Raw genomic sequence first — 24,801 nt, 5'->3', positions numbered from 1 at the left:
CCGCGCCTGGCCATGAGCATGCAGCAAGATACTTCCGCAATCGCCTCCGCCCAGCCGGGCTCGACCGTCGACGCCGCCGAGATCGCGAAGTTTTCAAAGCTCTCGGCCGAGTGGTGGGATCCGAAGGGCAAGATGGCGCCGCTGCACCGGATCAATCCGCTGCGGCTCGGCTACATCCGCGACGCAGCCTGCCGCAAGTTCGAGCGCAATGTGCGCAGCCTGAACTGCCTCGGCGGCCTCCGCGTGCTCGACATCGGCTGCGGCGCCGGCCTGTTGTGCGAACCGCTGTCGCGGCTGGGGGCGCAGGTGATCGGCGTCGATCCCTCGGTGAGCAACATTGCTGCGGCGAAGCTGCATGCCGACAAGAGCCATCTGTCGATCGACTATCGCTGCACCACGGTGGAAGAGATCGATCCGCGCGAGCGTTTCGACATCGTGCTGGCGATGGAAGTGGTCGAGCACGTCGTCGACGTCGGCGTCTTCGTGAAGCGCTGCGCCGCGATGCTGAAGCCGAACGGGCTGATGGTGGTCTCGACGCTCAATCGCAACTGGAAGAGCTTTGCGCTCGCCATCGTCGGCGCCGAATACGTCCTGCGCTGGCTGCCGCGCGGCACCCACGAGTGGAACAAGTTCGTCACGCCCGACGAGCTGACCAAACACCTCCTCGACAACCGGCTCGTCATCACCGAGCAGACCGGCGTCGTCTACTCCCCCTTCGCCGACAAATGGACGCTCTCGTCGGACATGGATGTGAACTACATGGTGGTGGCGGAAGGGATGGTATGAGGCGGGCATGACCGAGATGCGTGCTCCTACTCCCCGGGCGGCGTCCCTGCGAACGCAGGGACGAAGTTTTGCGAAGGCTGCCGACCCGCGCATCTCACACCGCGTCCCACCGACAGATTCCGCGGCATCAGTCCCTGCTTTCGCAGGGACGACAGCGTACGTGTGGTAGGAGCATCGCTCCCATGACGGCGGTGTGGTTGACCGCGTCGGCCGTAGCTTGCAGGTTGGCCTGACCTTTCCTGCAATAGCCCCACCCGATGTTCACCGTCACCAGCCTCTGGATTCCCTTCACCGTCATTGCCGCGCTCGGCCAGGTGGCGCGCAATGCGATGCAGCGGTCGCTGACCAAGCCGCTGGGGACGTGGGGTGCGACCAATATCCGCTTCCTGTTCGGCTTCCCGTTCTCGCTCCTTTTCCTGGGGCTGGTGCTCGTCGCGACCGGCGATCGTCTCGGCGTGCCGCCATCGATGTTCTGGCCATGGCTGTTGCTGGGTGCGCTCAGCCAGATCGTCGGCACCGGGTTGATGCTGCTCGCCATGAACGACCGTTCCTTCGTGGTGACCACGGCCTATCTGAAGACCGAGGCGATCCAGACCGCGATCTTCGGCTTCGTCTTCCTCGGCGATCACCTGACCTGGCTGAAAGTGCTGGCGATCGTGATCGCCACCGTGGGCGTCGTCATCACCGCGCTGCGCCCCGGCGGCGAGAAGAGCTTTGCGGAGCTGAAGCCGACCATCACCGGGCTCGTCGCGGCGGCGGCGTTCGCGCTCTCTGCGGTCGGTTTTCGCGGCGCGATCATCAACGTTCACGGCGTCTCCTTCGTGACCGCGGCCTCGTTCACCTTGGTGCTCGGCCTGTTCGTGCAAACGCTGATCCTGACGATCTATCTGCTCTGGCGCGCGCCAAAGGTGCTTCAGTCGATCCTGGGACTGTGGAAGCCGTCGCTGCTCGCGGGCTTCACGGGCGCCTTCGCCTCGCAGTTCTGGTTCCTCGCGTTCGCATTGACGGCCGCGGCCAATGTCCGCACGCTCGCGTTGATCGAGGTGCTGTTCGCGCAGGGCGTGGCGTATTACTCGTTCCAGCAGCCGATCGCGGCGCGCGAGCTTGCAGGCATCGCGCTGATCATTGTCGGCGTGGCGGTGCTGGTGGGGACTTAGTTCCGGTCTTCCGGCAAGGTCGGCAGCGGCGACACCTCGATGCCTTCGTCGATCAGCGACCTCGCCTCGTCGGGCGAGGCCTCGCCGTAGATCGGGCGGTGCTCCTTGTCGCCGTAATGCATCGCACGGGCTTCGTTGGCAAAGCGCTCGCCGACATTGTCGGCATTCTTCACGATGTGATCGCGCAGCTCCTTCAGCTTGGCGCGCAACTCTTTCTCTTGCGCCATCATCAGCGAGGCCGGTCCTGCCGGTGCAGTCTCGGGCGCGGCGGCCGGCTCCGGCGTTGCGCGGCTGCGGCCCTTCTTGCCGACGATGCGCGGCGCCATGATCGCCTTTTGCACCTTGGCCGAGCCGCAGATCGGGCAGGTCACGAGCTTGCGCTTCACCTGCGAATCGTAAGCCGACGAACTCTGGAACCAGCTCTCGAAAGCGTGGTCGCGGTCGCAATGGAGCGCGTAGCGGATCATGCCGATCCCCGTACGAGGTGTAGATGATCCGGCCCGGCCTTCGGATCGGCGACACCGAAGCGGCGGCCATGCTGGAGCGAGGGGATCGCGCGGCGCGCCGTCTCGACCTTGGCCGGATCGATCTTGGCCATGATGATGCCGGGCTCGACATCGCCCTCGGCGAGGATCTCGCCCCAGGGATCGATGATCAGCGAATGGCCGTAGGTCTCGCGCTTGTTCTCGTGGGTGCCAGCCTGCGCGGCTGCGAAGATGAAGCAGCCGGTCTCGATCGCGCGCGCGCGCAACAGGATGTGCCAGTGCGCCTCGCCGGTCTTGCGGGTGAAGGCGGACGGCACCGTGATGAAAGAGGCTCCGCTCTCGGCCAGCGCGCGGTAGAGCGCGGGAAAGCGGACGTCGTAGCAGATCGTCAGGCCGACGCGGCCCCAGGGCAGGTCGGAGATCACGGCGGTCTCGCCCGGCTGGTAGTTGGCGGATTCGCGATAGCTCTCGCCATCCGGCAGGACGATGTCGAACATGTGGATCTTGTCGTAGCTTGCGAGCACCTGGCCCTCGGGCCCGATCAGGAAGGAGCGGTTCACCGCTTTTTCTTCCGAGAAGCGCAGCGCCAGCGAGCCGACATGGATGTGGATCTTCAGTTCCGCCGCGAGTGCCCGATAGGCCTTCAGCGAGATGTCCTCTTCTTCGCTCTGCAGATGCTCGAACAGCGCCGTGCGGTTCAGCTGCATCATGTTGCTGACCTCGGGGGTCTGCACGTAGTCCGCGCCATTGGCCGCAGCCTGCCGGATCAGCCCGGTGGCCTGCGCGAGGCTCGGCTCGGGCAGCAACCCGGTGCGCATCTGCACCATGGCGGCGGTGAAGGTCCTCACGGCACTCATGAGACCGCCTTGACGCTTTCGAGCAGCCCGTCGAGCTTGCCCTCGCGATCGAGCGCGTAGAGGTCGTCGCAGCCGCCAACATGGGTGCCGCCGATCCAGATCTGCGGGAAGGTCGAACCCTCGCCCGCGCGGTCGTACATCTCCTCGCGCCAGGACGGGTTCTTGGCGACGTCGAATTCCGTGAAGGTCGCCTTCTTGCGGGTCAGAAGCGACCTGGCAGCGGAACAATAGCCGCATCCCGGCCTGGTATAGATCTCGACAGCAGCGGTCATGGTATCAAGCGCTCTCATGTCATGAATTTGTTGAATTATATGGGAGTTTACCTGATCTCGACAACCCGGGCGAACACCAGGACGTCGACCTGGGCGGCCTTGGCGCGGAGCAGCGCGCGTGCGCAGGCGTCAAGTGTCGCACCCGAGGTCAGGACATCGTCGATCAGGATAATGCGCTGGCCCTGGACCTCGGCCTGACGGTCGGGGGATACCTGGAATGCCCCCTGCACATTGGTCGCGCGCTGGGCCCGCGACAGCCCGATCTGCTGCTCGGTGGCGCGCACGCGGCGCAGCACCTCAGCCTTCACCTTCACCCCGCTCTGCCGCGCGACGATCTGAGCCAGCGCACCGGACTGGTTGTAGCGTCGCCGCCAGGCCCGGCGCCAATGCAGGGGCACCGGGACCAGCATGTCGGCGCCCGCGAGCAGCTCGCCGCCCGCGCGCGCCATCCAGCGGCCCATGGCGGGCGCGAGGTCGGTGCGGTCCTGGTATTTCAGCGCGTGCACCAGCGTGCGTGCGACCTCGTCATAGCGCACTGCCGCGCGCGCTCGCCGGTAGGCGGGCGGGCTCGCGATCGCCTCCATCGACAGCATGTCGGGGCCGGGGTCGTAGACGAAGGGAATGCCGAGCCGCGGGCAATAGGGCCGCTCAATGAACGACAGCTTGGCCCAGCACGCCGCGCAGACGCCCTCGCCGTCGACAGGCTCGCGGCAGGACACGCACAGCGTCGGCAGCGCAACGTCGAGCGCGAGCTTTGCCACATGCGCCAGAACGTGGCGGCCAGCCGTCCATGCGGCACGCAAGGGCGACGCGATGGAGCGGGTTGGGGCGGCGTCGGCGTCCATGAGAGGAGGCTAGCGCCGCATGTGGCGGATTGCCAGAGCCAGGATGATCGGCGTAACCAGCGGCATGGCCCAGACCCCCCAAATCCCGCCCGCTCTGTTCGACCGTGCCTTGCTGCGTGCGCGGCAGCGGCGTGCGCAGGCGCAAGGCGAGGTGACCTTCCTGCTCGACCGCGTCGCCGAGGACATGTCCGACCGGCTGGCCGCGGTGATGCGCGAGTTTCACGCGCCGGCCGATCTCTGGACGCCCGGCGAGGGGCTCGCGGGGCTGCGCGCACGCTTGCCTTCGATCCAGCGGATTGCGCTCGATGCGGCCGGCTCGGAGACATTGCCTTTTGCGCCCGACGGTCTTGATCTCGTCGTCTCCGCGCTGGCGCTGCAATTCGTCAACGATCTGCCTGGCGTGCTTGCGCAGATCCGTCGTGCGCTGAAGCCGAATGGGTTGCTGCTCGCCGCGATGATCGGCGGCGACACTCTCACCGAGCTGCGGCAGGCGTTTGCCGCGGCGGAGGCCGAATGCGAGGGCGGTGTCTCGCCGCGCGTGGCGCCGTTCGCCGATTTGCGCGACATCGGCGCGCTGTTGCAGCGGGCCGGCTTTGCGCTGCCGGTCACCGACGTCGATCGCGTCGTGGTGCGTTATTCCAACGCGTTCGCGCTTATGCAGGACCTCCGCCGCATGGGCGCGACCAATGTGCTGATCGAGCGGCGGCGCACCCCGAGCCGCCGCGCGACGCTGCTGCGGATGGCTCAAATCTATGCCGAGCGTTTTGCCGATGCCGACGGCCGTATCCGCGCGACGTTCGACATCATCTGGCTGTCGGGCTGGGCGCCGCATGCGAGCCAGCAGCAGCCGCTGAAGCCGGGTTCGGCCAAGGCGAGCCTGGCGGAGGCGGTGAAGAAGGCGGGAGAGACGTAAGCTCCTTCTCCGTCATGGCCGGGCACGACGTTGAGAGTGTTGGCGACAGCCCCTCTTACATCAGCAAGTCAATCAAATGCGGGATCAGCGGAATGTCCGCCGGCGGCATCGGATAGTCGCGCAGCTTGTTGGCGCGCACCCAGGCCAGCGTCTGGCCTTCGCGGGCTTCGACGATCCCCTCCCAGCGCCGGCAGATGTAGAGCGGCATCAGGAGATGAAAGGTCTCGTAGCCGTAGCTCGCAAAGGTCAGCGGCGCCAGGCAGGGCTCGGCGACGGTGATGCCGAGCTCCTCGTGGAGCTCCCGGATCAGGCTCTGCTCCGGCCGCTCGCCGGGCTCACACTTGCCGCCGGGAAACTCCCAGAGGCCGGCCAGCGTCTTGCCTTCGGGGCGCTGCGCGATGAGGACGCGCTTGTCGGCGTCGACGAGCGCGCAGGCCACCACCAGTGTCAGCTTGAGATCGGCCATGATCCTTAAGACCGGTAATCCCCGTTGATGGCGACATACTCCTTCGTGAGGTCGCAGGTCAGCACACGGTCGCGGCCCTTGCCGAGGCCAAGCGAGACCTTGATCGCGATTTCCGGGGCCTTCATCGCCTCCGATACCTGGGCCTCGTCATAATCAGGATCGCGCGCGCCGCTCCTGGCGACGCGGATGCCGTTGAAGGAGATCGACAGCTTGTCGCGATCGGCCGGCTCGCCGGCCTTGCCGACCGCCATCACCACGCGGCCCCAATTGGCGTCCTCGCCGGCGATCGCGGTCTTCACCAGCGGCGAATTCGCAATCGACATCGCGATCTTGCGTGCGGAGGCCTTGGTCCTGGCGCCTTCGACGGTGATCTCGACCAGCTTGCGCGCGCCTTCACCGTCGCGGGCGACCTGCTCGGAGAGGTCGGCGAGGATCTGGTTGAAAGCCTTGGTGAAGGCCTTCAGACGCGGATCGCTGGCGCGGCTGATTTTTGGCGCGCCGTGCTCGGCAGCGGCGCCGGTGGCGAACGCCAGCAGCGTGTCAGAGGTCGAGGTGTCGCCGTCGATCGTGACCGCATTGAAGGTGTCCTCGACGCCGGCTTTCAGCAATGCCTGCAGCGCGGCGGGTGCGATCGGCGCATCGGTGAAGATGAAGGAGAGCATCGTCGCCATGTCCGGGGCGATCATGCCGGCGCCCTTGGCCATGCCGTTGATGGTGACCTTGGCCTTGCCGAGCTTCACGGTCGCGGTCGCGACCTTGGGGAAGGTGTCGGTGGTCATGATCGCCTTGGCGGCGGCGAGGTAGTCGCCGGGTTCCGCGGACACAGCGAGGCGGCCGAGCACGCCGTCGAACTTGGTCGCGTCCAGCGGCTCGCCGATCACGCCGGTCGAGGCCAGGAAGATCTCGCTCTCGCTGCAGCCCACGGCTTTGGCCGCGATCTTGGCCGTCAGCGCGGTGGAGGCGCGACCGGTCTTGCCGGTGAAGGCATTGGCATTGCCGGAATTGACGACGAGGGCGCGCGCCTTGCCGCCCTTCAGTTTCGCACGGCACCATTCGACCGGCGCGGACGGGCACTTCGATCTGGTGAAGACGCCGGCGACCGCGGTTCCCTTGTCCATGATCGCCAGCAGCACGTCGGTGCGGTTCTTGTAGCGGATGCCCGCCTCGGCCGTCGCGAGACGGACCCCCGCGATCACGGGCATGTCAGGAACGGTTGTCGGGGCGAGCGGGGAGACGGAGGTGGACATCGCGGGGGGCGCCTTGGCTTGTGCCTTGGTGAGGTCTGGACATGCAGATGCCCGGCCCTCTTGGCGAGGCCGGGCATCAGGTAGGCTTAAATACTCTTCGCGTCGGCGAAGTGACAGCGAATTCTTACTTCTTGGCGGGGGGCGCCATCTTGCTGTCGGCGGGCTTCGCATCGGCGGGCTTTGCCGCGTCGGCCGGCTTGGCATCCTTGGCAGCGTCTGCGGAAGGCTGGTCGGTCCGCTCGACCTTGGCTTCTGCGCGCAGCTTGCCGACGTAATCGGCCTGGGCCTTGCGGGTGACGTACTGCTCGATCTGGGCCTTGACCTGGTCGAACTCCGGCGCCTTGCGGTTGCGCTTCTCCTCGACCTTGATGATATGCCAGCCGAACTGTGACTTGACGGGGTCGGAGATCTTGCCGGGCTCCAGCGAGAACGCGACGGCCGAGAATTCCGGCACCATCTGTTCCTTGGTGAAGAAGCCGAGGTCGCCGCCGTCGGCGGAGCCCGGATCCTTGGACTTCTTCTTGGCGAGCTCGGCGAAATCGGCGCCCTTGTCGAGCTCGGCCTTCACCGCCTTGGCCTCGTCCTCGGTCTCGACCAGGATGTGGCGGGCGCGCACTTCCTGCTCGCCGGTGATCTGCTTGGAGGCCTCCTCATAGACCTTCTTCATGGCGTCGTCGGTGGTGGCGGCCTTGCCTTCCTGGGCGAGCAGGCTGTCCATCAGCAGGCGGTTGCGGGCGAACGCCATCCGCTTCTTGAACTCGTCGCCGTCGGCAATCTTCTTGTCCTCGGCGGCCTTGGACACGATTTTCATGTCGATCAGGAACGACAGGACGTTCTCGTCCTTGGTCGCCGGGTCCATCTGGGCGAGGCTCGGTCCGAGTTCCTCCTCGGCCATGGTCACGTCGCTCTTCTTGATCTCAGCGCCATTAACCTTCGCCAGGACCGGATCGTCGGCTGCCCGGAGCGGGCCCGCGAACGCCAGGGTCAGCGCCAGGGCGAGGCCTCCCGCCAGGGCGGACGCATGGCGGAAACGCAGGCCGGTGGTTACCGGGAACGAGGTGGTCATGGAAAATCCTTTTGTTGAAGCAGGGGGCTGCTCGAGCGGGGCGGACACTCGCCCAATTCAGGGGGGCTTGGCAACGCGAAAAGTCTGTCAAAATGATGAATTAGCGGCAAGATTGGCCGCCGTTGACAAGGTGCTGACCGGGCCATATCTCTGCGCGGTCGCGACCATGGCGATGGCGTTTATTTTGCTGCGTTTTTGGCCGTTGAACCCAGACTAACCCAATTCCCACCCATATGGCGGATGACCCCCGCAGTTCGGGCTCTGGCGCCATAGGGCGTCACGGTGAGTTGATAGGCCAATGGGTGACAACTTCTTGGCTGCAACGCGGTTAAATCGCGAACACAGGAACTAGGCATGATCGGCGCGCTCGCCCGCAAGTTTTTCGGCTCCGCCAACGACCGGCGGGTGAAGGGATACCAGTCCCGCGTCAACGCGATCAACGCGCTGGAAGCTGAGGTCTCGAAGCTGTCCGACGAGGCGCTCAGGGCCCGCACCGACGAATTCAAAAAGCAGCTCGCCGAGGGCAAGACGCTGGACGACCTGCTGGTCCCGGCCTTCGCGACCGTGCGCGAGGCGGCCAAGCGCACGCTCGGCCAGCGCCATTTCGACGTTCAGCTGATCGGCGGCATGGTGCTGCACGAGGGCGACATCGCCGAGATGAAGACCGGCGAAGGCAAGACGCTGGTCGCGACGCTTGCGGTCTATCTCAACGCGCTCGCCGGCAAGGGCGTCCACGTCGTCACCGTCAACGACTACCTCGCTCGCCGTGACTCCGGCTGGATGGGCCAGATCTACGGCTTCCTCGGCATGACCACCGGCGTGATCGTCCACGGCCTCGATGATGCCGAGCGCAAGGCGGCCTATGCCTGCGACATCACCTACGGCACCAACAACGAATACGGCTTCGACTATCTGCGCGACAACATGAAGTACCGCCTCGAGGACATGGTCCAGCGGCCGCACTTCTACGCGATCGTCGACGAAGTCGACTCCATCCTGATCGACGAAGCGCGGACGCCGCTGATCATTTCCGGCCCGCTCGACGACCGCTCCGACTTCTACAACACCATCGACGGCTTCCTCCCCAAGCTCGACAAGACCGACTACGAGGTCGACGAGAAGCAGCGCACGGTGACGCTGACGGAAGCCGGCATGGAGAAGATCGAGACGCTGCTGCGCGATGCCGGCCAGCTCAAGGGCGACTCGCTCTACGACGTCGAGAACGTCTCCGTCGTGCACCACATCAACCAGGCGCTGCGCGCCCACACGCTGTTCACCCGCGACAAGGACTACATCGTCCGCGACGACGAGGTCGTCATCATCGATGAGTTCACGGGGCGCATGATGGCCGGCCGGCGCTATTCCGAAGGCCTGCACCAGGCGCTGGAGGCCAAGGAGCACGTCACGGTTCAGCCCGAGAACCAGACGCTCGCCTCGATCACGTTCCAGAACTATTTCCGAATGTACGAAAAGCTCGCCGGCATGACCGGAACGGCGTTGACCGAAGCCGACGAGCTCTTCGACATCTACAAGCTCGAAGTCGTGGAAATCCCGACCAACGTGCCGGTCGGCCGCCTCGACGAGGACGACGAGGTCTACCGCACCCAGAAGGAAAAATACCAGGCGATCCTCGCCGAGATCGAGCGCGCCAACGCCCGGCTCCAGCCGGTGCTGGTGGGTACCGCCTCGATTGAAAAGTCGGAAGTCCTTGCCGAATTCCTGAAATCGAACGGCTACAAGCAGATCGATTTCGGCAAGGACAACGCGCTCGACAAGCTCTATGCGGCGGCGCGCGCCGGCAAGCCGGCCAAGCTGTTCGCGGTGCTGAACGCGCGCTTCCACGAGCAGGAAGCCTATATCGTCGCGGAAGCCGGCGTTCCCGGCGCGATCACGATCGCGACCAACATGGCCGGCCGCGGCACCGACATCAAGCTCGGCGGCTCGCTCGAGATGCGCATCCCCAAGGAAACCGCAGGCATCGAGGACGAGGCCGAGAAGGCCAAGAAGATCGAGCAGATCAAGGCCGACGTCGAGCGCTTCCGTGACATCGTGCTCAACGCGGAAGAGACCGTCGAGATCGAGCCGGCAAAGGGCAACAAGCCGGCCAAGACCGTGAAGAAGCCCGGCGGCCTCTATATCATGGGCTCCGAGCGGCACGAATCCCGCCGCATCGACAACCAGCTCCGCGGCCGTTCCGGCCGTCAGGGCGATCCCGGCCGCTCGAAGTTCTTCCTGTCGCTGGAAGACGATCTGATGCGCATCTTCGGCTCGGATCGCCTCGACAGCATGCTCCAGCGTCTCGGCCTGCAAGAGGGCGAGGCGATCATCCATCCCTGGATCAACAAGGCGCTGGAGAAGGCGCAGCAGAAGGTCGAAGCCCGCAACTTCGACATCCGCAAGAACCTGCTCAAGTTCGACAACGTCCAGAACGATCAGCGCAAGGTGATCTTCGACCAGCGCGTCGACCTGATGAAGGACGAGAGCGTCGCCGAAACCGTCGCCGACATGCGCCACGCCTTCATCGAGGACCTCGTCGCCAAGCATGTGCCAGAGCATGCCTATGCCGAGCAGTGGGACGTCGCCGGCCTGAAGGAAGAGCTGAAGCGCGTGCTCGATCTCGACCTGCCGGTCGAGGACTGGGCCAAGGAAGAGGGCATCGCCGACGAGGAGCTGCTCAACCGCATCGAGACCAGGGCAGACGAGCACATGGCGGCCAAGGTCGGGCAATGGGGGCCCGACGTGATGCGCTACGTCGAGAAGACCATCCTGCTGCAGACGCTCGACCATCTCTGGCGCGAGCACCTGATCATGCTCGACCATCTGCGCCAGGTCATCGGCCTGCGCGGCTACGGGCAGCGCGATCCGTTGCAGGAGTACAAGACCGAAGCCTTCAATCTCTTCCAGGAGATGAGCGCGCACTTGCGCGAGGCCGTCACCGCGCAGCTGATGCGGGTCGAGATCGTCCCGCCGGAGCAGGAAGCGCCTGTGCTGCCGCAGATGGAGGCGCACAAGTTCGACCCGAACACCGGCGAGGACGAGATGGCGCTCGCCAGCGTCACGCTGGCCCCGCAGCATACCGACGCCGCGTTGCGCGATCCGAAGAACCCGGCAAGCTGGGGCAAGGTCGGCCGCAACGAGGATTGCCCGTGCGGCTCGGGCAAGAAGTACAAGCACTGCCACGGGCGGTACGCTTAGCCGCTAGCAGCGTTCCCGCGCGTGTGTGAGGTGCGATGCTCGCGCCTCACACTCCCGCCCTCGTAGTGGCGAAGGCGGGCCCCACCGCGGACGAGACGCCCGTCTACTTCACCGCGCCAAAGCGGCTATCGAACGAGTTCGACGACACTACCGGCGCGGCGCCGGCCATTTGGGCGCCGTCAGCCGCAGCATCGCTCATCGACGGCTTCTGCGCGGGGCGCGTTGCGGCAACCCTGGTCTCGGTGGGCTTCGCCGGCTCGGCCGGCTTGGCGGCGACGGCCGGCTTGTCCTTGGCGGTTTCGTGGTGGACGAAGTGCGTCACCGCGGCCTTCAGCTTGGAAGCCGTGCTCGGCGCGGCGGGCGCCGGGGCCACCGAGGCGGTCGCTTGCGGCGGCGGCGTGGTCGCCGTCGTGTCGGCGGTCCCCAAGCCCATCTTGCGGCCGAGATTGGAGAAGAAACCGCCGGATTTCTCGTCGGGCGCTGCGGTCGCGACGCGGGCGTTGGTCGCGGGCGCGCTGACGGCAACGACGGGCTCTTCCTGCGGCGCAGAGGCGGTCGGTTCGAAGTTCGGCTTCGGCGGGTTGACCGTGCCGGGAATCGTGCCGGGGGCCTTCGACATCGCCAGCATCTGCAGCGTATTGCCTTCGGCGCCTTCCGACAGGCCGGTCGACCCTTCCGGTATCTTGGCGGCGAAGATCTTGTTCATGCCGCCGTCGATGCCGGTATTCATGCGTGCCACCGGCGTGCCCTTGGCCACGAGCTTGTTGTACTCGGCTTCGTCGCGCTGCTGCTTCTCGCGCACGGCGCTGGCGATGTCTTCGGGGACGATATAGGCCGGGCACTTCGCGGAAGCCTCGAACACGGGATCGCGCTTGGCGTCGGGCGCGCGTGCCGCGTCGAATACGTATTTCTTCTCGCAGAAGTCGACCTTCGGCTCCCGTCGCGTCACTTCGAAATGATCGTAGCCTTCCTTGATCATCCGCCAGAACGGCATGTTCGGATTGTTGCGGTGCTTGGCCATGTTCACCGGCGTCATCCGGAAGGGATAGGCCTGGAACTGGAACGCCTTCTGGCCGCCGAAGAAGGATTCCCGCCCGAGCGAATAGATCTCCGCGATCTGCTCGTCGGTCATGGCGTAGCAGCCGCGTGACGAGCAGTCCCCGTGCACCATCAGTTGCGAACCGGTACGGCCCAAAGCGCGGTCGAAGGCGTTGGGGAAGCCGGTATTGAACGAGAGGTAATAGGCCGACTGCGGATTCATCTGGCTCGGGTTGATCGAGTAGAATCCTTCCGGCGCCTGGCGGTCGCCTTCGCGCACCTTGGGACCGAGGTCGCCCGACCAGCGGCAGATCGGATAGGTCTTGAGCAGGGCGAACTGGCCGGAACGGGTCTGCTTCCAGATCTCGAGCTCGGCCTCCTGCTTGAACAGGCGGATCAGGATCGGCGATTGCAGATCCATGTCCTTCTCGCCCATCGCGGCAACGAGCTTCGGCGGGACCGGCTGGTTGGCCTTGGCGTTGGTCGCGAGCGAAACCTGATCGGTATCGCAGCCGGCGAGCACAATGCTGGCGGCAAGCGCGACCGATGCCAAGAGCGCACGAGCAAGCGAACGAGAATTCAATATGGACCCCACAACGTGCCGGGCGGAAGCGCGAACCCCGATTTTGGAGCCTGGCCTGACCGGAGAACCGGACCGTTTCAGACCAAGCCCCAGCGCTTATGCCCTGAAGCCATTGATTAAAATTCTAACCTCCGCACCCAAGGGTCGCAAGCCGACCTGGGATCACGAGCCCGTTGGCGAGACGGTGTGGTCAACAGAGACTTAAACTGGGTCGGAACTTGGACTTTGCAGCTGAACCGGTACTGAGATGGCCGATTTGGGCAAAAAAAAAGTTAACGCGGCGTTACCAATCGCGCCTCACCTGATGCGGCACCGAATCCAGCTCGAATCAGCCCAGTTTCCGGCCGATATCGAGGAATTTCTGCCGGCGCTGCTTGCGGATGGCGTCGCCGTCCAGGCCCCGCATCTCGTCAAAGGCCTTGGCGATGGCATCGCCCGTAGTGGCGATCACGGCGGCGGGGTCGCGGTGGGCGCCGCCGACCGGCTCCTTGATGATGGCATCGATCACGCCGAAGCGGAGCATGTCCTGGGCCGTGATCTTCATGTTGTTGGCGGCTTCCTGCGCCTTGCTGCCGTCGCGCCAGAGGATGGAGGAGGCGGCTTCCGGCGAGATCACGCTGTAGATCGCGTGCTCCAGCATCAGGACCTTGTTGGCGGTGGTGATGGCGATGGCGCCGCCCGACATGCCTTCGCCGGTGATGATGGCGACGTTCGGCACCGTCAGCGCCATGCAGGCGTCCGTCGAGCGGGCGATGGCTTCGGCTTGTCCCCGCTCTTCGGCGCCGATGCCGGGATAGGCGCCGGCGGAATCGGCGAGCGACAGCACGGGAAGGCCGAACCGCTCGGCCATCTCCATCAGCCGCACGCATTTGCGATAACCCTCCGGCCGGGCCATCCCGAAATTGTGCTTGATGCGGCTCTCGGTGGAATCGCCCTTTTCCTGGCCCATCACGCAGATGGCTTCGCCACGGAAGCGGCCGAAGCCCGCGACCAGCGCCTCGTCCTCGCCGAACTTGCGGTCGCCGGCGAGCGGGGTGAATTCGGTGATGAGCCCTTTGATGAAGTCATTGAAATGCGGCCGCTGCGGATGCCGCGCCACCAGCGTCTTCTGCCACGGCGTCAGGTTCAGATAGAGGTCGGCCAGCGCCTGCGCGGCCTTGTCCTCGATGCGGCCGATCTCCTCGGCGATGTCGGTGCCGGAGGCCGCGAGCGTCCTGAGCTCGTCGACCTTGGAATCGAGCTCGGCGACGGGCTTTTCGAAGTCGAGATAGCTGCGCATCTGGTCTGGCATCGTTTCAATATAGGGGGACGGGACAACGAGGCGAAGCGAGGTCAGTCAAAAAAGTGTAGCTTCTTCAAGGGCTTGACTTGTGCGCTCCCGGGAGCGCGGCAAATCACTGATAAGGCCACGGCTCTTTCTGCGGAGATGTGGCCGAAGTCAAGGCGGTTTCGCCCGCAGCCGCGCCGCTGCCGCTACTTCTCCGCCAGCGGGTGCAGGTCGCGCACCAGGCTCTTCAGCCGCTCCTCGACCACATGGGTGTAGATCTGGGTGGTCGAGATGTCGGTATGGCCGAGCAGGGTCTGCACAATGCGCAAATCCGCGCCGTTGTGCAGCAGGTGGCTGGCGAAGGCGTGGCGCAGCACGTGTGGGGACACCAGGCGCGCCTGCAGCCCCGAAGCGACTGCGAGTTCCTTGAGCTCGCGGGCAAAATGCTGACGCGTCAAATGCCCGCTTTCGCCGAACGAGGGAAACAGCCATTTCGAGGCGGCGAGGCTGCCCTTCTTCTCGCCTTTGGCCGCGTCCGTCGCCGCGAGATAATCCGCCATCGCCTGCCGCGAGGCCTCGTTCAGCGGCACCAGCCGTTCCTTGTCGCCCTTGCCGCGCACCACGATCATGCGGGCGTCGCGCTTGGCCGCCGTTCGCGGCAGCGCCACCAGCTCGGAGACGCGCAGGCCTGTGGCGTAGAGCACCTCGAGCAGGCAATAGAGCCGCAATGCCCGCAGCCGTTGCGAGGGCGAGGCGTCCGCCGCCTCGCTCATCTCCTTGGCGCGGCTGAGCATGCGATCGACATCCGAGATCGACAGCACCTTTGGCAAGCCGCGCCCGCGCTTGGGGCCTGACAGGATCGCCGCCGGATCGTCGGTTCTGATGCGCTCGTTCAGCAAGAAGCGGAACAGGTGCCGCATCGCCGACAGCCGCCGCGCGACGCTGGAGGATTTGAAGCCGCGCGTATCGAGGTCGCCAAGATAGTCGCGCAGGACTTGCGTCTCGGCGTCCACAAAACTGTGACCGACGCGGGTCAGAAACTCGGAGAAATCGTTGAGATCGCGCCTGTAAGCATCGAGCGTGTTGGGCCCGGCACCCTGTTCCGCCGCGAGCATGTCGAGGAACAGGGCGGTCAGCCTGGTGTCGGAGGGCTTGCCGGTGGAGGAGTTGCGCATGCCCCGCAGGCTAGCTCCTATTTCTTGAGAAACTTATCCGGCGGGATCGTCACCGTCATTTCCCGCGGCTTCGGATTGACGAAGTTCGCCAGCGCGAACACCACGCCATAGACGATGCCGGCGATCACGGCGACGACCGTCAGGAAGCGGAACAGGCTGGGCATCGGGAAAGGTCTCGGCGAGGTCTCAGGTTTGGCAAATTAACCAATGAAATCATCCAACATGTTCGCCGTTTCGTGGCAAGAGTCCTCTGGCGAGGGCCCCGACGGGGTCGTATAGGTGGCCGGGATGCCGCCTTTGGCGGCCAGTTGAGCGAGATCCAGAGCAAGATCCGATGTCCGACGTCGCGTTGCCAGCACAACCGAGCCCTGAGGCCGACATCCTGTCGGCGCTCGGCGGGCGTTCGATCGTGCTGGTCGGCATGATGGGCGTCGGCAAATCAACCATTGGCCGGAGGCTGGCAGGGCGGCTTGGTCTGCGTTTTTTCGACGCTGATGTCGAAATCGAGGTGGCCCACGCCGGCATGACCATCCCGGAAATATTTACGATCCATGGCGAACCCTACTTCCGCGACGGCGAGGCCCGCGTGATCGCGCGCCTGCTCGAAGGTGGGCCAATCGTGCTGGCGACCGGCGGCGGCGCGTTCATGCGCGAGGAGACGCGAACCCGCATCGCGGCAAAGGCGGTCTCGGTCTGGCTCAGGGCGGACCACGACGTCATCATGCGCCGCGTGCGACGTCGCGCCGATCGCCCGTTGCTTCAGACCGCCGACCCCGAAGGCACCGTCACACGGCTCCTCACCGAGCGTGAGCCGATCTATGGCAAGGCCGACCTCACCATCGCCTCGCGCGACGTGCCGCACGACCGCATCGTCGATGAGACCATCGCGACGCTGCACGCCCATCTGTGCCTCCAGCCGACATCGTGAGTGCCGTTCGATGACTGCGCCCCTCAAACATTCCGACCCCGTCAATGTCGACGTCGCGCTCGGCGATCGGGCCTATGACATCGTCATCGGCCGCGGCGTGCTCTCTTCGCTGGGCGAGCGCGTTGCCGCCTTGCGGCCCGGTGTGCGCACCGCGATCGTGACGGATCGCACGGTGGCAAAATACTGGCTCGCGCCGACGGAAGCCTCGCTTGCAGCCGCCGGCATTCCGACCTCGCGCGTCGTGGTCGAGGAAGGCGAAATCTCAAAGACCTATGCCGGCCTCGAAAAGGTCAGCGAGGCCCTGATCGCCGCGAAAATCGAGCGCAACGACCTCGTCATCGCGCTCGGCGGTGGCGTGGTCGGCGATCTCGCCGGCTTTGCCGCCGCGATCCTGCGCCGCGGCGTCGATTTCGTGCAGGTGCCGACCTCGCTGCTGGCGCAGGTCGATTCCAGCGTCGGCGGCAAGACCGGCATCAACTCGCCGCAGGGCAAGAATTTGCTCGGCGCTTTCCACCAGCCGGTGCTTGTCATCGCCGACACCGCCGTGCTCGACACGCTGTCGCCGCGGCAATTCCGCGCCGGCTATGCCGAGGTCGCCAAATACGGCGTGCTCGGTGACGAAGCCTTCTTCACCTGGCTGGAGAAGAATCATTTCGACATCTTCAAGGGCGGCTCGGCGCGCGAGCATGCGATCGCGACCTCCTGCCGTGCCAAGGCGGCCGTGGTCTCGCGCGATGAGCGCGAGACCGGTGAGCGCGCGCTGCTCAATCTCGGCCACACCTTCGGCCACGCACTGGAAGCCGCGACCGGCTTTTCGGATCGCTTGTTCCATGGCGAGGGCGTCGCCATCGGCATGACGCTGGCGGCGCAGTTTTCCGCAAAACTTGGCATGATCGGCGAGGCTGATGCGAGCCGCGTCGAGCGTCACCTCACCGAGGCCGGTCTTCCGACGCGCCTGCAGGACATCGCCGGCTTTGCGCAGGAAGGCCTTGCGGACGCCGACGCGCTGATGGCGCTGATGGCGCAGGACAAGAAGGTCAAGCGCGGCAAGCTTACCTTCATCCTGCTGGAGGCCGTGGGGCGCGCCGTCATAGCCAAGGATGTCGAGCCGGCGCCGGTGCGCGACTTCCTGAAAGAAAAGCTCGCTCCGAAGGCGTGATGCGCGGCTGAATCGCGGTAGAGTGCTGCATGGACTGGCTCGGCTTCACCATCGTCATCATCTGCCTGCTGGTCTCGGGCTTCTTCGCCGCGAGCGAGACCGCGCTGACCGGTGCTTCGCGCGCCAGCATGCTGCGGCTCTCCAAGCAGGGTAACCGCGACGCCGACGTGGTCTCGCAGCTGCTCGATATGCGTGAGCGCCTGATCGGTGCGCTGCTGCTCGGCAACAACATCGCCAATATCACCGCCTCCGCGCTCGCCACCTCCATCTTCACGGCGTGGTTCGGCGATGTCGGCGTGCTCTATGCCACCGGCGTGATGACGGCCCTGGTCGTGATCTTCGCCGAAGTGCTGCCCAAGACCATCGCCATCAACGCGCCTGATCGGATGGCGCTGGCGGTCGCACGCCCGATGCGGCTGACGATGTATGTGCTGGGGCCGCTGCTGCGCGTGGTGGAAGTGATCGTGCGCGTGTTGATGCGCCTGTTCGGCCTCGCCGGCGAGCACCAGGCCATCCTGTCGCCGACCGAGCGCCTGCGCGGCGCGGTCGACCTGCTGCATCATGAGGGCAAGGTCGAGAAGCAGGACCGCGACATGCTCGGCGGCCTCCTCGACCTGCGCGAGCTCCAGGTCTCCGACGTCATGATCCATCGCACCGAGATGATGATGATCAACGCCGATCTGCCGGCGGAGGAGCTGGTGCGCGAGGTGCTGGCGACCGAATACACCCGCATCCCGCTCTGGCGCGAGAAGCCGGAGAACATCATCGGCGTGCTTCATGCCAAGGATCTGTTGCGCGCGATCCGGGCATCCGACGGCGATACGTCGCGCATCGACGCCTCGACCATCGCGCTGCCGCCGTGGTTCGTGCCGGAAATGCGCCCCGTCTCCGAGCAGCTGAAGGCGTTCCGCCGGCGCAAGACGCATTTCGCGCTCGTGGTCGACGAGTACGGCGAAGTTGAAGGTCTCGTGACGCTGGAAGACATCCTGGAAGAGATCGTCGGTGACATCTCCGACGAGCATGACGTCGTGGTCGCCGGCGTGCGCGCCCAGCCGGACGGCTCCGTCGTGGTCGACGGCTCGGTGCCGATCCGCGACCTCAACCGCGCCATGGACTGGCGCCTGCCCGACGAAGAGGCAACCACGGTTGCCGGCCTTGTCATTCACGAAGCGCGCTCGATCCCCGACCGCGGCCAGAGCTTTACCTTCCACGGTTTCCGCTTCCGCGTCCTCCGCCGGGAACGCAACCGCATCACCGCGCTCCGTATTTCACCGGTGTCGCGTGAGGCGGAGATGGAGGGAGCCAAGCCGAGACGGGCAGGGACGTCGTTTTGACGCAGCGCGGCGGAGCTTACGTTCCGCCTTCCCCCGGCGCCTGGGCGTGGATTGCCAGCGCATGCACACTGCCGGAAAGTTCCGCCGCCAGCGCCGCATTTATCATGCGGTGACGGTCGATCCGGCTCTTCCCTTTGAAGGCCTGAGACACGATATAAACGCGGAAGTGCGTCTCGCCGCTCGGCCGATGGCCGGAATGGCCTTCATGCAAATGTGACTCGTCGACGACCTGCAGGCTTTCGGGGGTGAAAGCTTCCTGCAACTTGTTGCTGATAGTGTCTTTCATAACCATGAGCGCCATTAAGGCTTGCGATCGCGGCCCGTCAATTGCCCATAGGCCGCCTATGGCGGCCGTACTTGAGGATGCCGAAGTGAAACTTCGGCTCCGCGTGTGTAGCTAAATGCAATGTCAAGACTTGAAGGTTTTTGCGTTGCGTAGTCAAAGTCAGCCATGCCGATCGATTCATCAAAGTTCTTCGACTCCATCCGCGTGAAGCCGCGGGGCAAGCAGCCCGAGGTGAAGCCGCGCGACACCGTGGTGGCCTGCGAATGGACCGGGTGCCAGAACAAGGGCGCGCATCGCGCGCCGAAGGGTCGTGATAACCAGCGCGAATACTGGCACTTCTGCCTCGACCACGTGCGCGAGTACAACCAGAACTACAATTTCTTCTCAGGCATGAATGCCGACGCCGTCGCGCGCTATCAGAAGGACGCGCTGACCGGCCATCGTCCAACCTGGAAGATGGGCGCCAATGGCGGCAAGAAGGGTGCGGAAGCCGAGATCGATATGGCGTCCGATCCGTTCAGCATGTTCAGTGAGATCAACGGCCGCGCCAGCTGGCGGAAGGGTCCGGAGGCCGAGCCCAAGGCCGAAACGCGCAAGGTCATGAACGCGGAGCGCAAGGCGCTTCAGGTCATGGGCCTCGGCCCGAATTCCACGCTCGGCGACGTCAAGGCCAAGTACAAGGCCCTGGTGAAGCAGCACCATCCCGACGCCAACGGCGGCGACCGCTCCACCGAGGACCGCCTGATCGAGATCATCAAGGCGTATAATTATCTGAAGACGGTGGTGCGGGAGGCGTAGGGCCTCGCCGTTCTCCTCCTTCTCCCCTTGCGGGAGAAGCTGGCGCGAAGCGCCGGATGAGGGGTTGCTTCCGCAAATTCATTTGAACGAGGGCCCTCGCGGGGAGAACCCCTCACCCGTCTCGCCGCTTTGCGGCGAGCCACCCTCTCCCACAAGGGGGAGAGGGGGGAGGAAAGCGTCGCAATTCCTCACGCCTCCGGCATCGCGCCCACATAGGACGAGCTCGGCCGGATCAGTCGCCCGGTCCGCTGCTGCTCGCGCGCATGCGCGGTCCAGCCGGCGGCGCGCGCGACGGCGAAGATCGGCGTGAACGCCTGCCGCGGGATCGCCAGCGCGTCGAGCAGGATCGCGGTGAAGAACTCGACATTGGTCTCCAGCGGCCGTTCCGGATTCTTCTTGCGCAGCGCTGCGCGGATATAGGCCTCGACCTCGCCGGCGAACGGCAAATCGGTGCCGGCGGACGCGAGCGCCTCGACCGCGGATTTGAGCACGTCGGCGCGCGGATCGCGGACGCGATAGACACGGTGGCCGAAACCCATCATCCGCTCGCCGCGCGCCAGCGCCGCGTCGACCCAGGGCTGGATGCGCTCGCGCGAGCCGATCGCATCGAGCATTTCCAGCACCGGCTCCGGCGCGCCGCCATGCAGCGGTCCCGTTAGCGCGCAATAACCGGCGGTGACGGCGGCGAACAGATCGGCCTGCGTCGAGGCGACCACGCGCGTGGCGAAAGTCGAGGCGTTCATGCCGTGGTCGCTGGCGGTGACGAGATAAGCATCGAGCGCGGCGGCCTCGCCCGAAGCGGGCGCATGCCCATGCAGCATGCGCAGAGTATCGGCCGCGTGGCTCACGGTCGGATCTGGCGCGACCGGATCGAGCCCTTTCGCGCGCCGGACCAGTGCGCCCGCGATCACCGGAAATGCGCCGACGATGGTGGCTTCGTGCGCGAGGCCGTGCTCGGCGCGCAGGCCCGCGACCGCCGCACGAAATCCGTCGACGATGCCCATACCCCGGGCCGCCGGCAGCAACTCTGAGAGCCGCGCAAAGGCCCGCTCGCGCGCAGCCCCCAGGCTCGCCCGGACATTGGCTTCGCTCAGCGTGCTCCCGGTCGCGCCATTCCAGAGCCGGGCGGTGACGCCCTCAAAACTCGAGATAGCGGCGAGGCGGCCGACATGCTCGCCGGCAATGATCAGTTCGCCGCGCTCGCCGTCGACATGGCTCAGCACGGTTTCGGCTGCGGGAACGCCGTCCAGCCCGATCTGGCTTTTGGTGAGGTGGATGTTCATGGCAAATCTCCTTGCACTGCACCAAAGGAGAATTGGACCGCTCGACAGATTGATCAATCTTGATTACATCAATCAATATGAAAAATTTTGATGGCCTCTATCTCTCCGCCCGGGAAGCGGCTGCCGAACTCGCGATCTCGCCGGCCACGCTCTACGCCTATGTCAGCCGCGGCCTGATCCGCTCCGAGCCGACGCCGGATTCGCGCAGGAACCGCTATCGCGCCGAGGACGTCCGCGCCTTGAAGGAGCGCCGGGTGCCGTCGCCGGAGCCGCGCGGCCTGCGCAGCTTTGACGCCGATCTGCCCGTGATGGACACGGAGATATCGACCATCACGGAGGAGGGCGCCATCTACCGGGGCGTCAACTGCGTGGATCTCGCCGAGAACGACACGCTCGAGCACACGGCAACGCTGCTCTGGGACGTCTCCGACGTAGATCCCTTTGCTGCCGAAAATCAGCCGAAAATCTCGGACGAGATGCGCGCCATCGCGGACGCCGCGCGCCGTGCCGCGCCGATCGATCGCGCCATCGCGGTGCTCGCGCTGGCAACCAGCGCCGATTCCCGAGCCTTCACCCGCGCGCCTGATGGCCGCGCGATGGTCGGCGGACGCATCGTCCGGCTGCTTGTTGCCACGATGTTGAATTCCGAGCCGTCATCGGAGCCGCTGCATCAGCAAATCGCGCGGACCTGGGCGGCCGACAACAAACATGCGCCGGACTTGATCCGCCGCGTTCTCGTGCTGCTGGCCGACCACGAATTGAACGCCTCGACCTTCACCGCGCGCTGCGCGGCGTCGACCGGCCTCAATCTCTACGACTCCGTCATCGCCGGTCTCGCCGCGTTGAAAGGCCCGAAGCACGGCGGCGCCGGCGTGCTGGCCTCGCAGCTCGTCAAGACCCTGGTCGACCGCGATGTGGAGCCGATGGTGCGCGAGCGCGTTGCGCTCGGTGAGCGCTTCCCGGGCTTTGGCCACGGCGTCTACAAGCACGGCGATCCCCGCGCGCAATCCCTGTTGAATGCGCTCGCGCGCGCCGGCGCACCGCGCAAATTCACGAAAGAGGTGCCGGAGCGGATCGCGGAGGCGACCGGAGAGTTCGTCAACATCGATTATGTGCTCGCCGTGCTCGTGCACGCACTGCGCCTGCCTCTCGGCAGCGAGCTCGCCCTGTTCGCCATGGCCCGCAGCGTCGGCTGGATCGCGCATGCGAGCGAGCAATTGCAGTTCGGCAGGCTGATCCGGCCGCGGGCAAGGTATGTGGGACCTGCGCCGGGAAGACGGGCGGGAAGCTCCTGACCGCTCCCGCTTGCGGTCCTGACCACGGCGGCAGCCCGAGGCGCTTAATTGCTTTCCGCCCCGTCCAGCTCCGGGCAGTTTGCGGCTCCTTCGATCTTCCAGGGAGACTTTTGTGTCGCAAGCCGCCGCTCTATCTCGCCGAAGCCGTCCCGTTCGCACGATATCCGAACTGAGTTCGACCATCGCGACGGCATACGCGCGGATCGAACGCGACCAGCACCGCAATTGCTGGATCCATGTCAGGCCGAAGGAAGAGGCGCTGACGGAGGCCCAGTCTCTCGCACGGCGTGCCGCGCAGGGTGAATTCCTGCCTCTGCTCGGTGTGCCGTTCGGCGTGAAGGACAACATCGACGTGGCGGGCATGCCGACCACGGCGGCCTGTCCCTCCTTCGCCTACGTTGCAGAGCGATCGGCCCGGTGCGTCGAGCGCCTCGTCGCGGCCGGCGCAATCTGTATCGGCAAGACAAACCTGGATCAGTTCGCAACCGGGCTGTCCGGCGCCCGATCACCGCACGGCACCTGCCCCAGCATCGCTGATGACGGCTACATCTCCGGCGGGTCGAGCTCGGGCTCGGCCGTCGCCGTGGCTGCCGGGCACGTCGCTTTCTCACTCGGCACCGACACCGGCGGCTCAGGCCGGGTACCGGCAGGTTTCAACGGCATCATCGGAATCAAGCCGACCGTCGGGCTTGTCTCATCCCGCGGGCTCGTTCCGAACTGCCCGACGCTCGATTGTCCGTCGATCTTCTGCAATTCGGTCTCCGAGGGCAGATTGTTGCTCGAACTGATCGAGGGCTTCGACGAGGAAGATCCCTACAGCCGTGACGCGCGCGAGCCGTCATCCGCCGTCCCCGACGAATTCCGCTTCGGACGCATTTCCGCCTCTCAGCTCAATTCATTCGGGTCGGCCGAGTGCGATGGGCTTTACGAGCAGGCTTGCGAGCGGCTGGTGGGCTTGGGAGGCAAGGCCCGCGAGATCGACTTCAGGCCCTTCGCCGAGGCCGGCGAAATGCTGTTCTCGGGCCCGTGGATCGCGGAACGCTACGCGGCGATCAGCAAGCTCTTCGACGTCGATCACGGCCATCTGCTGGAGGTGACGCGCAAGGTGTTGCATCGCGCGGCGGAGTTTACAGCGGCCGATGCGTTCGCTGCGCAACATCGACTGCTGCAGTTGCGGCGGCAGGTCCGGGGGCTCTTCGAGCAGATCGACGTCCTCATCGTGCCGACTGCGCCGCGTCCTTTCACCATCGCGGAGATGCTGGAAGATCCCATCACGCTCAATACGTGTCTGGGACACTACTCCTACGCCGTCAATCTCCTGGATCTGTGTGCGGTGGCGCTTCCCAACGCGACGCTCGCCGGCGGCATGCCGATGGGCGTCACCCTGCTGGCACCCGCATGGCATGATCACGCGCTCCTGGACTTCGCCTCGCGATGGCAGCGCGACGATGGCGCCGCCTTGTTCGGTCTGAATGTCTATTCGCGTGCCGCGGGCTAGAGCATGATCCGGAAACGTGTGCAGCGGTTTTCCGAAAAGATCATGCTCAAACAATGACCCAAAGTGCGATGACGATTCATCCTAATCTCATCGCGCTTTAGACGATTTCGAGGTCGAGCGCGCGCAAATTCAGAATGACGATCAGGCTTCTGTCGTAACGGATGATGCCTCGCGCCTGCATGCGAGATAGCTGCACCGTCACCCACTGCCGCGTCGCGCCAATCAGGTTGGCGAGATCGCCGTGGGTGAAAGGAATGCCGAGCACGATCTCGCGGCCGTGCTGCGAGCCGTAGATATTCGACAGAAAGATCAGCAGGCGCTGCAACCGCTCGGTCACCGATCGCGTGCCGAGCATTTGCGCCATGGCCGAGTAACATCTCGCCTTGAAGGCCAGTGCATCCAGCAGCGCAACCGCGATGGTCGCCGACTGAAGTGCAAGCTCGCGCAGAGCGGGGCCAGGCAGAAACAGCAGCAGGCTGCGCTCGACGGCAACCGACGACCACATATGCGCGCCGGCTCCGAAGAGATCCGGCCCGCCGACGAAATTGCCGCCGAACCAGTAGGCCAGCGTCACCTCACGCCCCGAGGGTGCTGCGTAATAGCTGCGGATCCGGCCGGATTCGATCAGGTAGATGCCGTTCTGGGTGTCGCCCTGGCGCCAGATATGCTTGCCGGCTTCCCGAACCTCGTGGCGACCGATGGCCAGCACCCGGCGCCGGTCAGCCTCATCAAGGGGATCGAGGAGGCCTGGCAGCGACCTGACCAGAGCATCCGACTCCGCCAGCATGATCCCGGCCGTGGTCCTGAGAGTTGCCGCTGACATCTGCCCGCTCCCTCGTTGCTGGAGCAGATCCATTCAAGAGCTATG

At 65.4% G+C, this 24,801-nt stretch carries 25 protein-coding genes; 11 read left to right on the top strand and 14 right to left on the bottom strand.

Going from position 1 to position 24,801, the window contains the following annotated elements:
- Positions 1–12: 12 nt before the first annotated feature.
- Both ubiG and ACVW16_RS16210 read left to right on the top strand, forming a co-directional pair.
- Positions 13–786 carry a bifunctional 2-polyprenyl-6-hydroxyphenol methylase/3-demethylubiquinol 3-O-methyltransferase UbiG gene (ubiG, locus tag ACVW16_RS16215; RefSeq protein WP_456700169.1) on the top strand — a complete coding sequence of 258 codons (774 nt, stop codon included), beginning with the start codon at positions 13–15 and terminating at the stop codon, positions 784–786.
- A 257-nt stretch (positions 787–1,043) separates the two neighbouring features.
- Positions 1,044–1,943: an EamA family transporter gene (locus ACVW16_RS16210; protein ID WP_456736975.1), complete on the top strand. Its 900-nt coding sequence runs from the start codon at positions 1,044–1,046 to the stop codon at positions 1,941–1,943.
- On the opposite strand, the gene ACVW16_RS16205 is transcribed toward ACVW16_RS16210, so the two are convergent.
- From ACVW16_RS16205 to ACVW16_RS16190, 4 genes are read right to left on the bottom strand one after another with little or no spacing between them, the layout of a single operon-like run.
- Positions 1,940–2,410, bottom strand: coding sequence for a DUF1178 family protein (locus tag ACVW16_RS16205; RefSeq protein ID WP_456736976.1), 471 nt, complete (start codon positions 2,408–2,410; stop codon positions 1,940–1,942). The two genes, ACVW16_RS16210 and ACVW16_RS16205, sit on opposite strands and share 4 nt — an antisense overlap.
- A complete protein-coding gene (locus ACVW16_RS16200; RefSeq protein ID WP_456700166.1) occupies positions 2,407–3,285 on the bottom strand; it encodes a carbon-nitrogen hydrolase family protein in 879 nt (292 codons plus the stop codon). Before ACVW16_RS16200 ends, ACVW16_RS16205 begins: the two co-directional genes overlap by 4 nt.
- The gene (grxC, locus tag ACVW16_RS16195; RefSeq protein WP_456700165.1) at positions 3,282–3,557 is read right to left on the bottom strand and encodes a glutaredoxin 3; all 276 of its coding nucleotides are present in this window, start codon (positions 3,555–3,557) and stop codon (positions 3,282–3,284) included. The genes ACVW16_RS16200 and grxC overlap by 4 nt, the downstream gene beginning before the upstream one ends.
- Before the next feature lie 47 nt (positions 3,558–3,604).
- Entirely contained in the window at positions 3,605–4,402 is a 798-nt protein-coding gene (locus tag ACVW16_RS16190; protein WP_456736977.1) for a ComF family protein, read from the bottom strand.
- Positions 4,403–4,445: 43 nt separating this feature from the next.
- On the opposite strand from ACVW16_RS16190, the gene ACVW16_RS16185 reads away from it, so the two are divergent.
- Positions 4,446–5,315, top strand: a complete 870-nt coding sequence (locus ACVW16_RS16185; RefSeq protein ID WP_456738272.1) for a methyltransferase domain-containing protein — start codon at positions 4,446–4,448, stop codon at positions 5,313–5,315.
- Positions 5,316–5,370: 55 nt separating this feature from the next.
- Here the strand turns inward: ACVW16_RS16185 and ACVW16_RS16180 are convergent, their stop codons facing one another.
- The 3 genes from ACVW16_RS16180 to ACVW16_RS16170 all read right to left on the bottom strand — a co-directional run bounded on the left by ACVW16_RS16180 (position 5,371) and on the right by ACVW16_RS16170 (position 8,094).
- The gene (locus ACVW16_RS16180; RefSeq protein ID WP_212427824.1) at positions 5,371–5,781 is read right to left on the bottom strand and encodes a (deoxy)nucleoside triphosphate pyrophosphohydrolase; all 411 of its coding nucleotides are present in this window, start codon (positions 5,779–5,781) and stop codon (positions 5,371–5,373) included.
- A 5-nt stretch (positions 5,782–5,786) separates the two neighbouring features.
- Entirely contained in the window at positions 5,787–7,028 is a 1,242-nt protein-coding gene (gene argJ, locus ACVW16_RS16175; RefSeq protein ID WP_456700162.1) for a bifunctional glutamate N-acetyltransferase/amino-acid acetyltransferase ArgJ, read from the bottom strand.
- 124 nt (positions 7,029–7,152) lie between these two features.
- Positions 7,153–8,094, bottom strand: a complete 942-nt coding sequence (locus ACVW16_RS16170; RefSeq protein WP_456736978.1) for a peptidylprolyl isomerase — start codon at positions 8,092–8,094, stop codon at positions 7,153–7,155.
- On the opposite strand from ACVW16_RS16170, the gene ACVW16_RS16165 reads away from it, so the two are divergent.
- Both ACVW16_RS16165 and secA read left to right on the top strand, forming a co-directional pair.
- Positions 8,093–8,311 carry a hypothetical protein gene (locus ACVW16_RS16165; RefSeq protein ID WP_456700160.1) on the top strand — a complete coding sequence of 73 codons (219 nt, stop codon included), beginning with the start codon at positions 8,093–8,095 and terminating at the stop codon, positions 8,309–8,311. The two genes, ACVW16_RS16170 and ACVW16_RS16165, sit on opposite strands and share 2 nt — an antisense overlap.
- A 137-nt stretch (positions 8,312–8,448) precedes the next feature.
- Positions 8,449–11,289, top strand: coding sequence for a preprotein translocase subunit SecA (gene secA, locus ACVW16_RS16160; RefSeq protein WP_456700159.1), 2,841 nt, complete (start codon positions 8,449–8,451; stop codon positions 11,287–11,289).
- Between the two features lie 103 nt (positions 11,290–11,392).
- On the opposite strand, the gene ACVW16_RS16155 is transcribed toward secA, so the two are convergent.
- The 4 genes from ACVW16_RS16155 to ACVW16_RS16140 form a co-directional block, all read right to left on the bottom strand.
- Positions 11,393–12,910, bottom strand: a complete 1,518-nt coding sequence (locus ACVW16_RS16155) for a L,D-transpeptidase family protein (RefSeq protein ID WP_456736979.1) — start codon at positions 12,908–12,910, stop codon at positions 11,393–11,395.
- Between the two features lie 328 nt (positions 12,911–13,238).
- Positions 13,239–14,201 carry an acetyl-CoA carboxylase carboxyltransferase subunit alpha gene (locus tag ACVW16_RS16150; protein WP_456700157.1) on the bottom strand — a complete coding sequence of 321 codons (963 nt, stop codon included), beginning with the start codon at positions 14,199–14,201 and terminating at the stop codon, positions 13,239–13,241.
- A 182-nt stretch (positions 14,202–14,383) separates the two neighbouring features.
- Entirely contained in the window at positions 14,384–15,352 is a 969-nt protein-coding gene (gene xerD, locus ACVW16_RS16145) for a site-specific tyrosine recombinase XerD (RefSeq protein ID WP_456736980.1), read from the bottom strand.
- Positions 15,353–15,369: 17 nt separating this feature from the next.
- Positions 15,370–15,516, bottom strand: a complete 147-nt coding sequence (locus ACVW16_RS16140) for a hypothetical protein (RefSeq protein WP_035669499.1) — start codon at positions 15,514–15,516, stop codon at positions 15,370–15,372.
- Between the two features lie 170 nt (positions 15,517–15,686).
- On the opposite strand from ACVW16_RS16140, the gene ACVW16_RS16135 reads away from it, so the two are divergent.
- The 3 genes from ACVW16_RS16135 to ACVW16_RS16125 are packed head-to-tail and all read left to right on the top strand — an operon-like array spanning position 15,687 to position 18,773.
- Entirely contained in the window at positions 15,687–16,280 is a 594-nt protein-coding gene (locus tag ACVW16_RS16135) for a shikimate kinase (protein ID WP_456700155.1), read from the top strand.
- 10 nt (positions 16,281–16,290) lie between these two features.
- A complete protein-coding gene (gene aroB / locus ACVW16_RS16130; RefSeq protein WP_456736981.1) occupies positions 16,291–17,439 on the top strand; it encodes a 3-dehydroquinate synthase in 1,149 nt (382 codons plus the stop codon).
- A gap of 29 nt (positions 17,440–17,468) precedes the next feature.
- Positions 17,469–18,773, top strand: a complete 1,305-nt coding sequence (locus tag ACVW16_RS16125) for an HlyC/CorC family transporter (protein ID WP_456736982.1) — start codon at positions 17,469–17,471, stop codon at positions 18,771–18,773.
- Between the two features lie 16 nt (positions 18,774–18,789).
- Here ACVW16_RS16125 and ACVW16_RS16120 read toward each other — a convergent pair whose 3' ends face one another.
- A complete protein-coding gene (locus ACVW16_RS16120; protein ID WP_456705106.1) occupies positions 18,790–19,065 on the bottom strand; it encodes a BolA family protein in 276 nt (91 codons plus the stop codon).
- Positions 19,066–19,224: 159 nt separating this feature from the next.
- Between ACVW16_RS16120 and ACVW16_RS16115 the strand changes: the two genes are divergently transcribed.
- Positions 19,225–19,857 (top strand): J domain-containing protein, encoded by a 633-nt coding sequence (locus tag ACVW16_RS16115; protein ID WP_456736983.1) that lies wholly within the window; start codon positions 19,225–19,227, stop codon positions 19,855–19,857.
- Between the two features lie 188 nt (positions 19,858–20,045).
- Here the strand turns inward: ACVW16_RS16115 and ACVW16_RS16110 are convergent, their stop codons facing one another.
- Positions 20,046–21,140: a citrate synthase/methylcitrate synthase gene (locus ACVW16_RS16110; protein WP_456736984.1), complete on the bottom strand. Its 1,095-nt coding sequence runs from the start codon at positions 21,138–21,140 to the stop codon at positions 20,046–20,048.
- A gap of 77 nt (positions 21,141–21,217) precedes the next feature.
- On the opposite strand from ACVW16_RS16110, the gene ACVW16_RS16105 reads away from it, so the two are divergent.
- Complete coding sequence (locus ACVW16_RS16105) at positions 21,218–22,435, top strand: citrate/2-methylcitrate synthase (protein ID WP_456736985.1); 1,218 nt, start codon at positions 21,218–21,220, stop codon at positions 22,433–22,435.
- A 112-nt stretch (positions 22,436–22,547) separates the two neighbouring features.
- Positions 22,548–23,933: an allophanate hydrolase gene (gene atzF / locus ACVW16_RS16100; RefSeq protein WP_456736986.1), complete on the top strand. Its 1,386-nt coding sequence runs from the start codon at positions 22,548–22,550 to the stop codon at positions 23,931–23,933.
- A gap of 97 nt (positions 23,934–24,030) precedes the next feature.
- On the opposite strand, the gene ACVW16_RS16095 is transcribed toward atzF, so the two are convergent.
- Positions 24,031–24,756: a Crp/Fnr family transcriptional regulator gene (locus tag ACVW16_RS16095; protein WP_456700148.1), complete on the bottom strand. Its 726-nt coding sequence runs from the start codon at positions 24,754–24,756 to the stop codon at positions 24,031–24,033.
- Positions 24,757–24,801: the final 45 nt, after the last annotated feature.

The organism is Bradyrhizobium sp. USDA 4474 (assembly GCF_054057515.1).
The sequence above is the reverse complement of the archived record's forward strand: the minus strand, read 5'-3'. Positions and strand labels throughout refer to the sequence as shown.

Bases quoted from the DNA above. Each gene is read 5' to 3' on its own strand.
- aroB (WP_456736981.1), top strand. From the start codon at position 16,291: ATGACTGCGCCCCTCAAACATTCCGACCCCGTCAATGTCGACGTCGCG.
- ACVW16_RS16110 (WP_456736984.1), bottom strand. From the start codon at position 21,140: ATGAACATCCACCTCACCAAAAGCCAGATCGGGCTGGACGGCGTTCCC.
- ACVW16_RS16200 (WP_456700166.1), bottom strand. From the start codon at position 3,285: ATGAGTGCCGTGAGGACCTTCACCGCCGCCATGGTGCAGATGCGCACC.
- ACVW16_RS16185 (WP_456738272.1), top strand. From the start codon at position 4,446: ATGATCGGCGTAACCAGCGGCATGGCCCAGACCCCCCAAATCCCGCCC.
- ACVW16_RS16150 (WP_456700157.1), bottom strand. From the start codon at position 14,201: ATGCCAGACCAGATGCGCAGCTATCTCGACTTCGAAAAGCCCGTCGCC.
- ACVW16_RS16095 (WP_456700148.1), bottom strand. From the start codon at position 24,756: ATGTCAGCGGCAACTCTCAGGACCACGGCCGGGATCATGCTGGCGGAG.
- ACVW16_RS16180 (WP_212427824.1), bottom strand. From the start codon at position 5,781: ATGGCCGATCTCAAGCTGACACTGGTGGTGGCCTGCGCGCTCGTCGAC.
- secA (WP_456700159.1), top strand. From the start codon at position 8,449: ATGATCGGCGCGCTCGCCCGCAAGTTTTTCGGCTCCGCCAACGACCGG.
- ACVW16_RS16115 (WP_456736983.1), top strand. From the start codon at position 19,225: ATGCCGATCGATTCATCAAAGTTCTTCGACTCCATCCGCGTGAAGCCG.
- ACVW16_RS16140 (WP_035669499.1), bottom strand. From the start codon at position 15,516: ATGCCCAGCCTGTTCCGCTTCCTGACGGTCGTCGCCGTGATCGCCGGC.
- grxC (WP_456700165.1), bottom strand. From the start codon at position 3,557: ATGACCGCTGCTGTCGAGATCTATACCAGGCCGGGATGCGGCTATTGT.
- argJ (WP_456700162.1), bottom strand. From the start codon at position 7,028: ATGTCCACCTCCGTCTCCCCGCTCGCCCCGACAACCGTTCCTGACATG.
- ACVW16_RS16170 (WP_456736978.1), bottom strand. From the start codon at position 8,094: ATGACCACCTCGTTCCCGGTAACCACCGGCCTGCGTTTCCGCCATGCG.
- ACVW16_RS16120 (WP_456705106.1), bottom strand. From the start codon at position 19,065: ATGGTTATGAAAGACACTATCAGCAACAAGTTGCAGGAAGCTTTCACC.
- ACVW16_RS16105 (WP_456736985.1), top strand. From the start codon at position 21,218: ATGAAAAATTTTGATGGCCTCTATCTCTCCGCCCGGGAAGCGGCTGCC.
- xerD (WP_456736980.1), bottom strand. From the start codon at position 15,352: ATGCGCAACTCCTCCACCGGCAAGCCCTCCGACACCAGGCTGACCGCC.
- ACVW16_RS16190 (WP_456736977.1), bottom strand. From the start codon at position 4,402: ATGGACGCCGACGCCGCCCCAACCCGCTCCATCGCGTCGCCCTTGCGT.
- ACVW16_RS16135 (WP_456700155.1), top strand. From the start codon at position 15,687: ATGTCCGACGTCGCGTTGCCAGCACAACCGAGCCCTGAGGCCGACATC.
- ACVW16_RS16125 (WP_456736982.1), top strand. From the start codon at position 17,469: ATGGACTGGCTCGGCTTCACCATCGTCATCATCTGCCTGCTGGTCTCG.
- ACVW16_RS16210 (WP_456736975.1), top strand. From the start codon at position 1,044: ATGTTCACCGTCACCAGCCTCTGGATTCCCTTCACCGTCATTGCCGCG.
- ACVW16_RS16165 (WP_456700160.1), top strand. From the start codon at position 8,093: ATGGAAAATCCTTTTGTTGAAGCAGGGGGCTGCTCGAGCGGGGCGGAC.
- ubiG (WP_456700169.1), top strand. From the start codon at position 13: ATGAGCATGCAGCAAGATACTTCCGCAATCGCCTCCGCCCAGCCGGGC.
- ACVW16_RS16205 (WP_456736976.1), bottom strand. From the start codon at position 2,410: ATGATCCGCTACGCGCTCCATTGCGACCGCGACCACGCTTTCGAGAGC.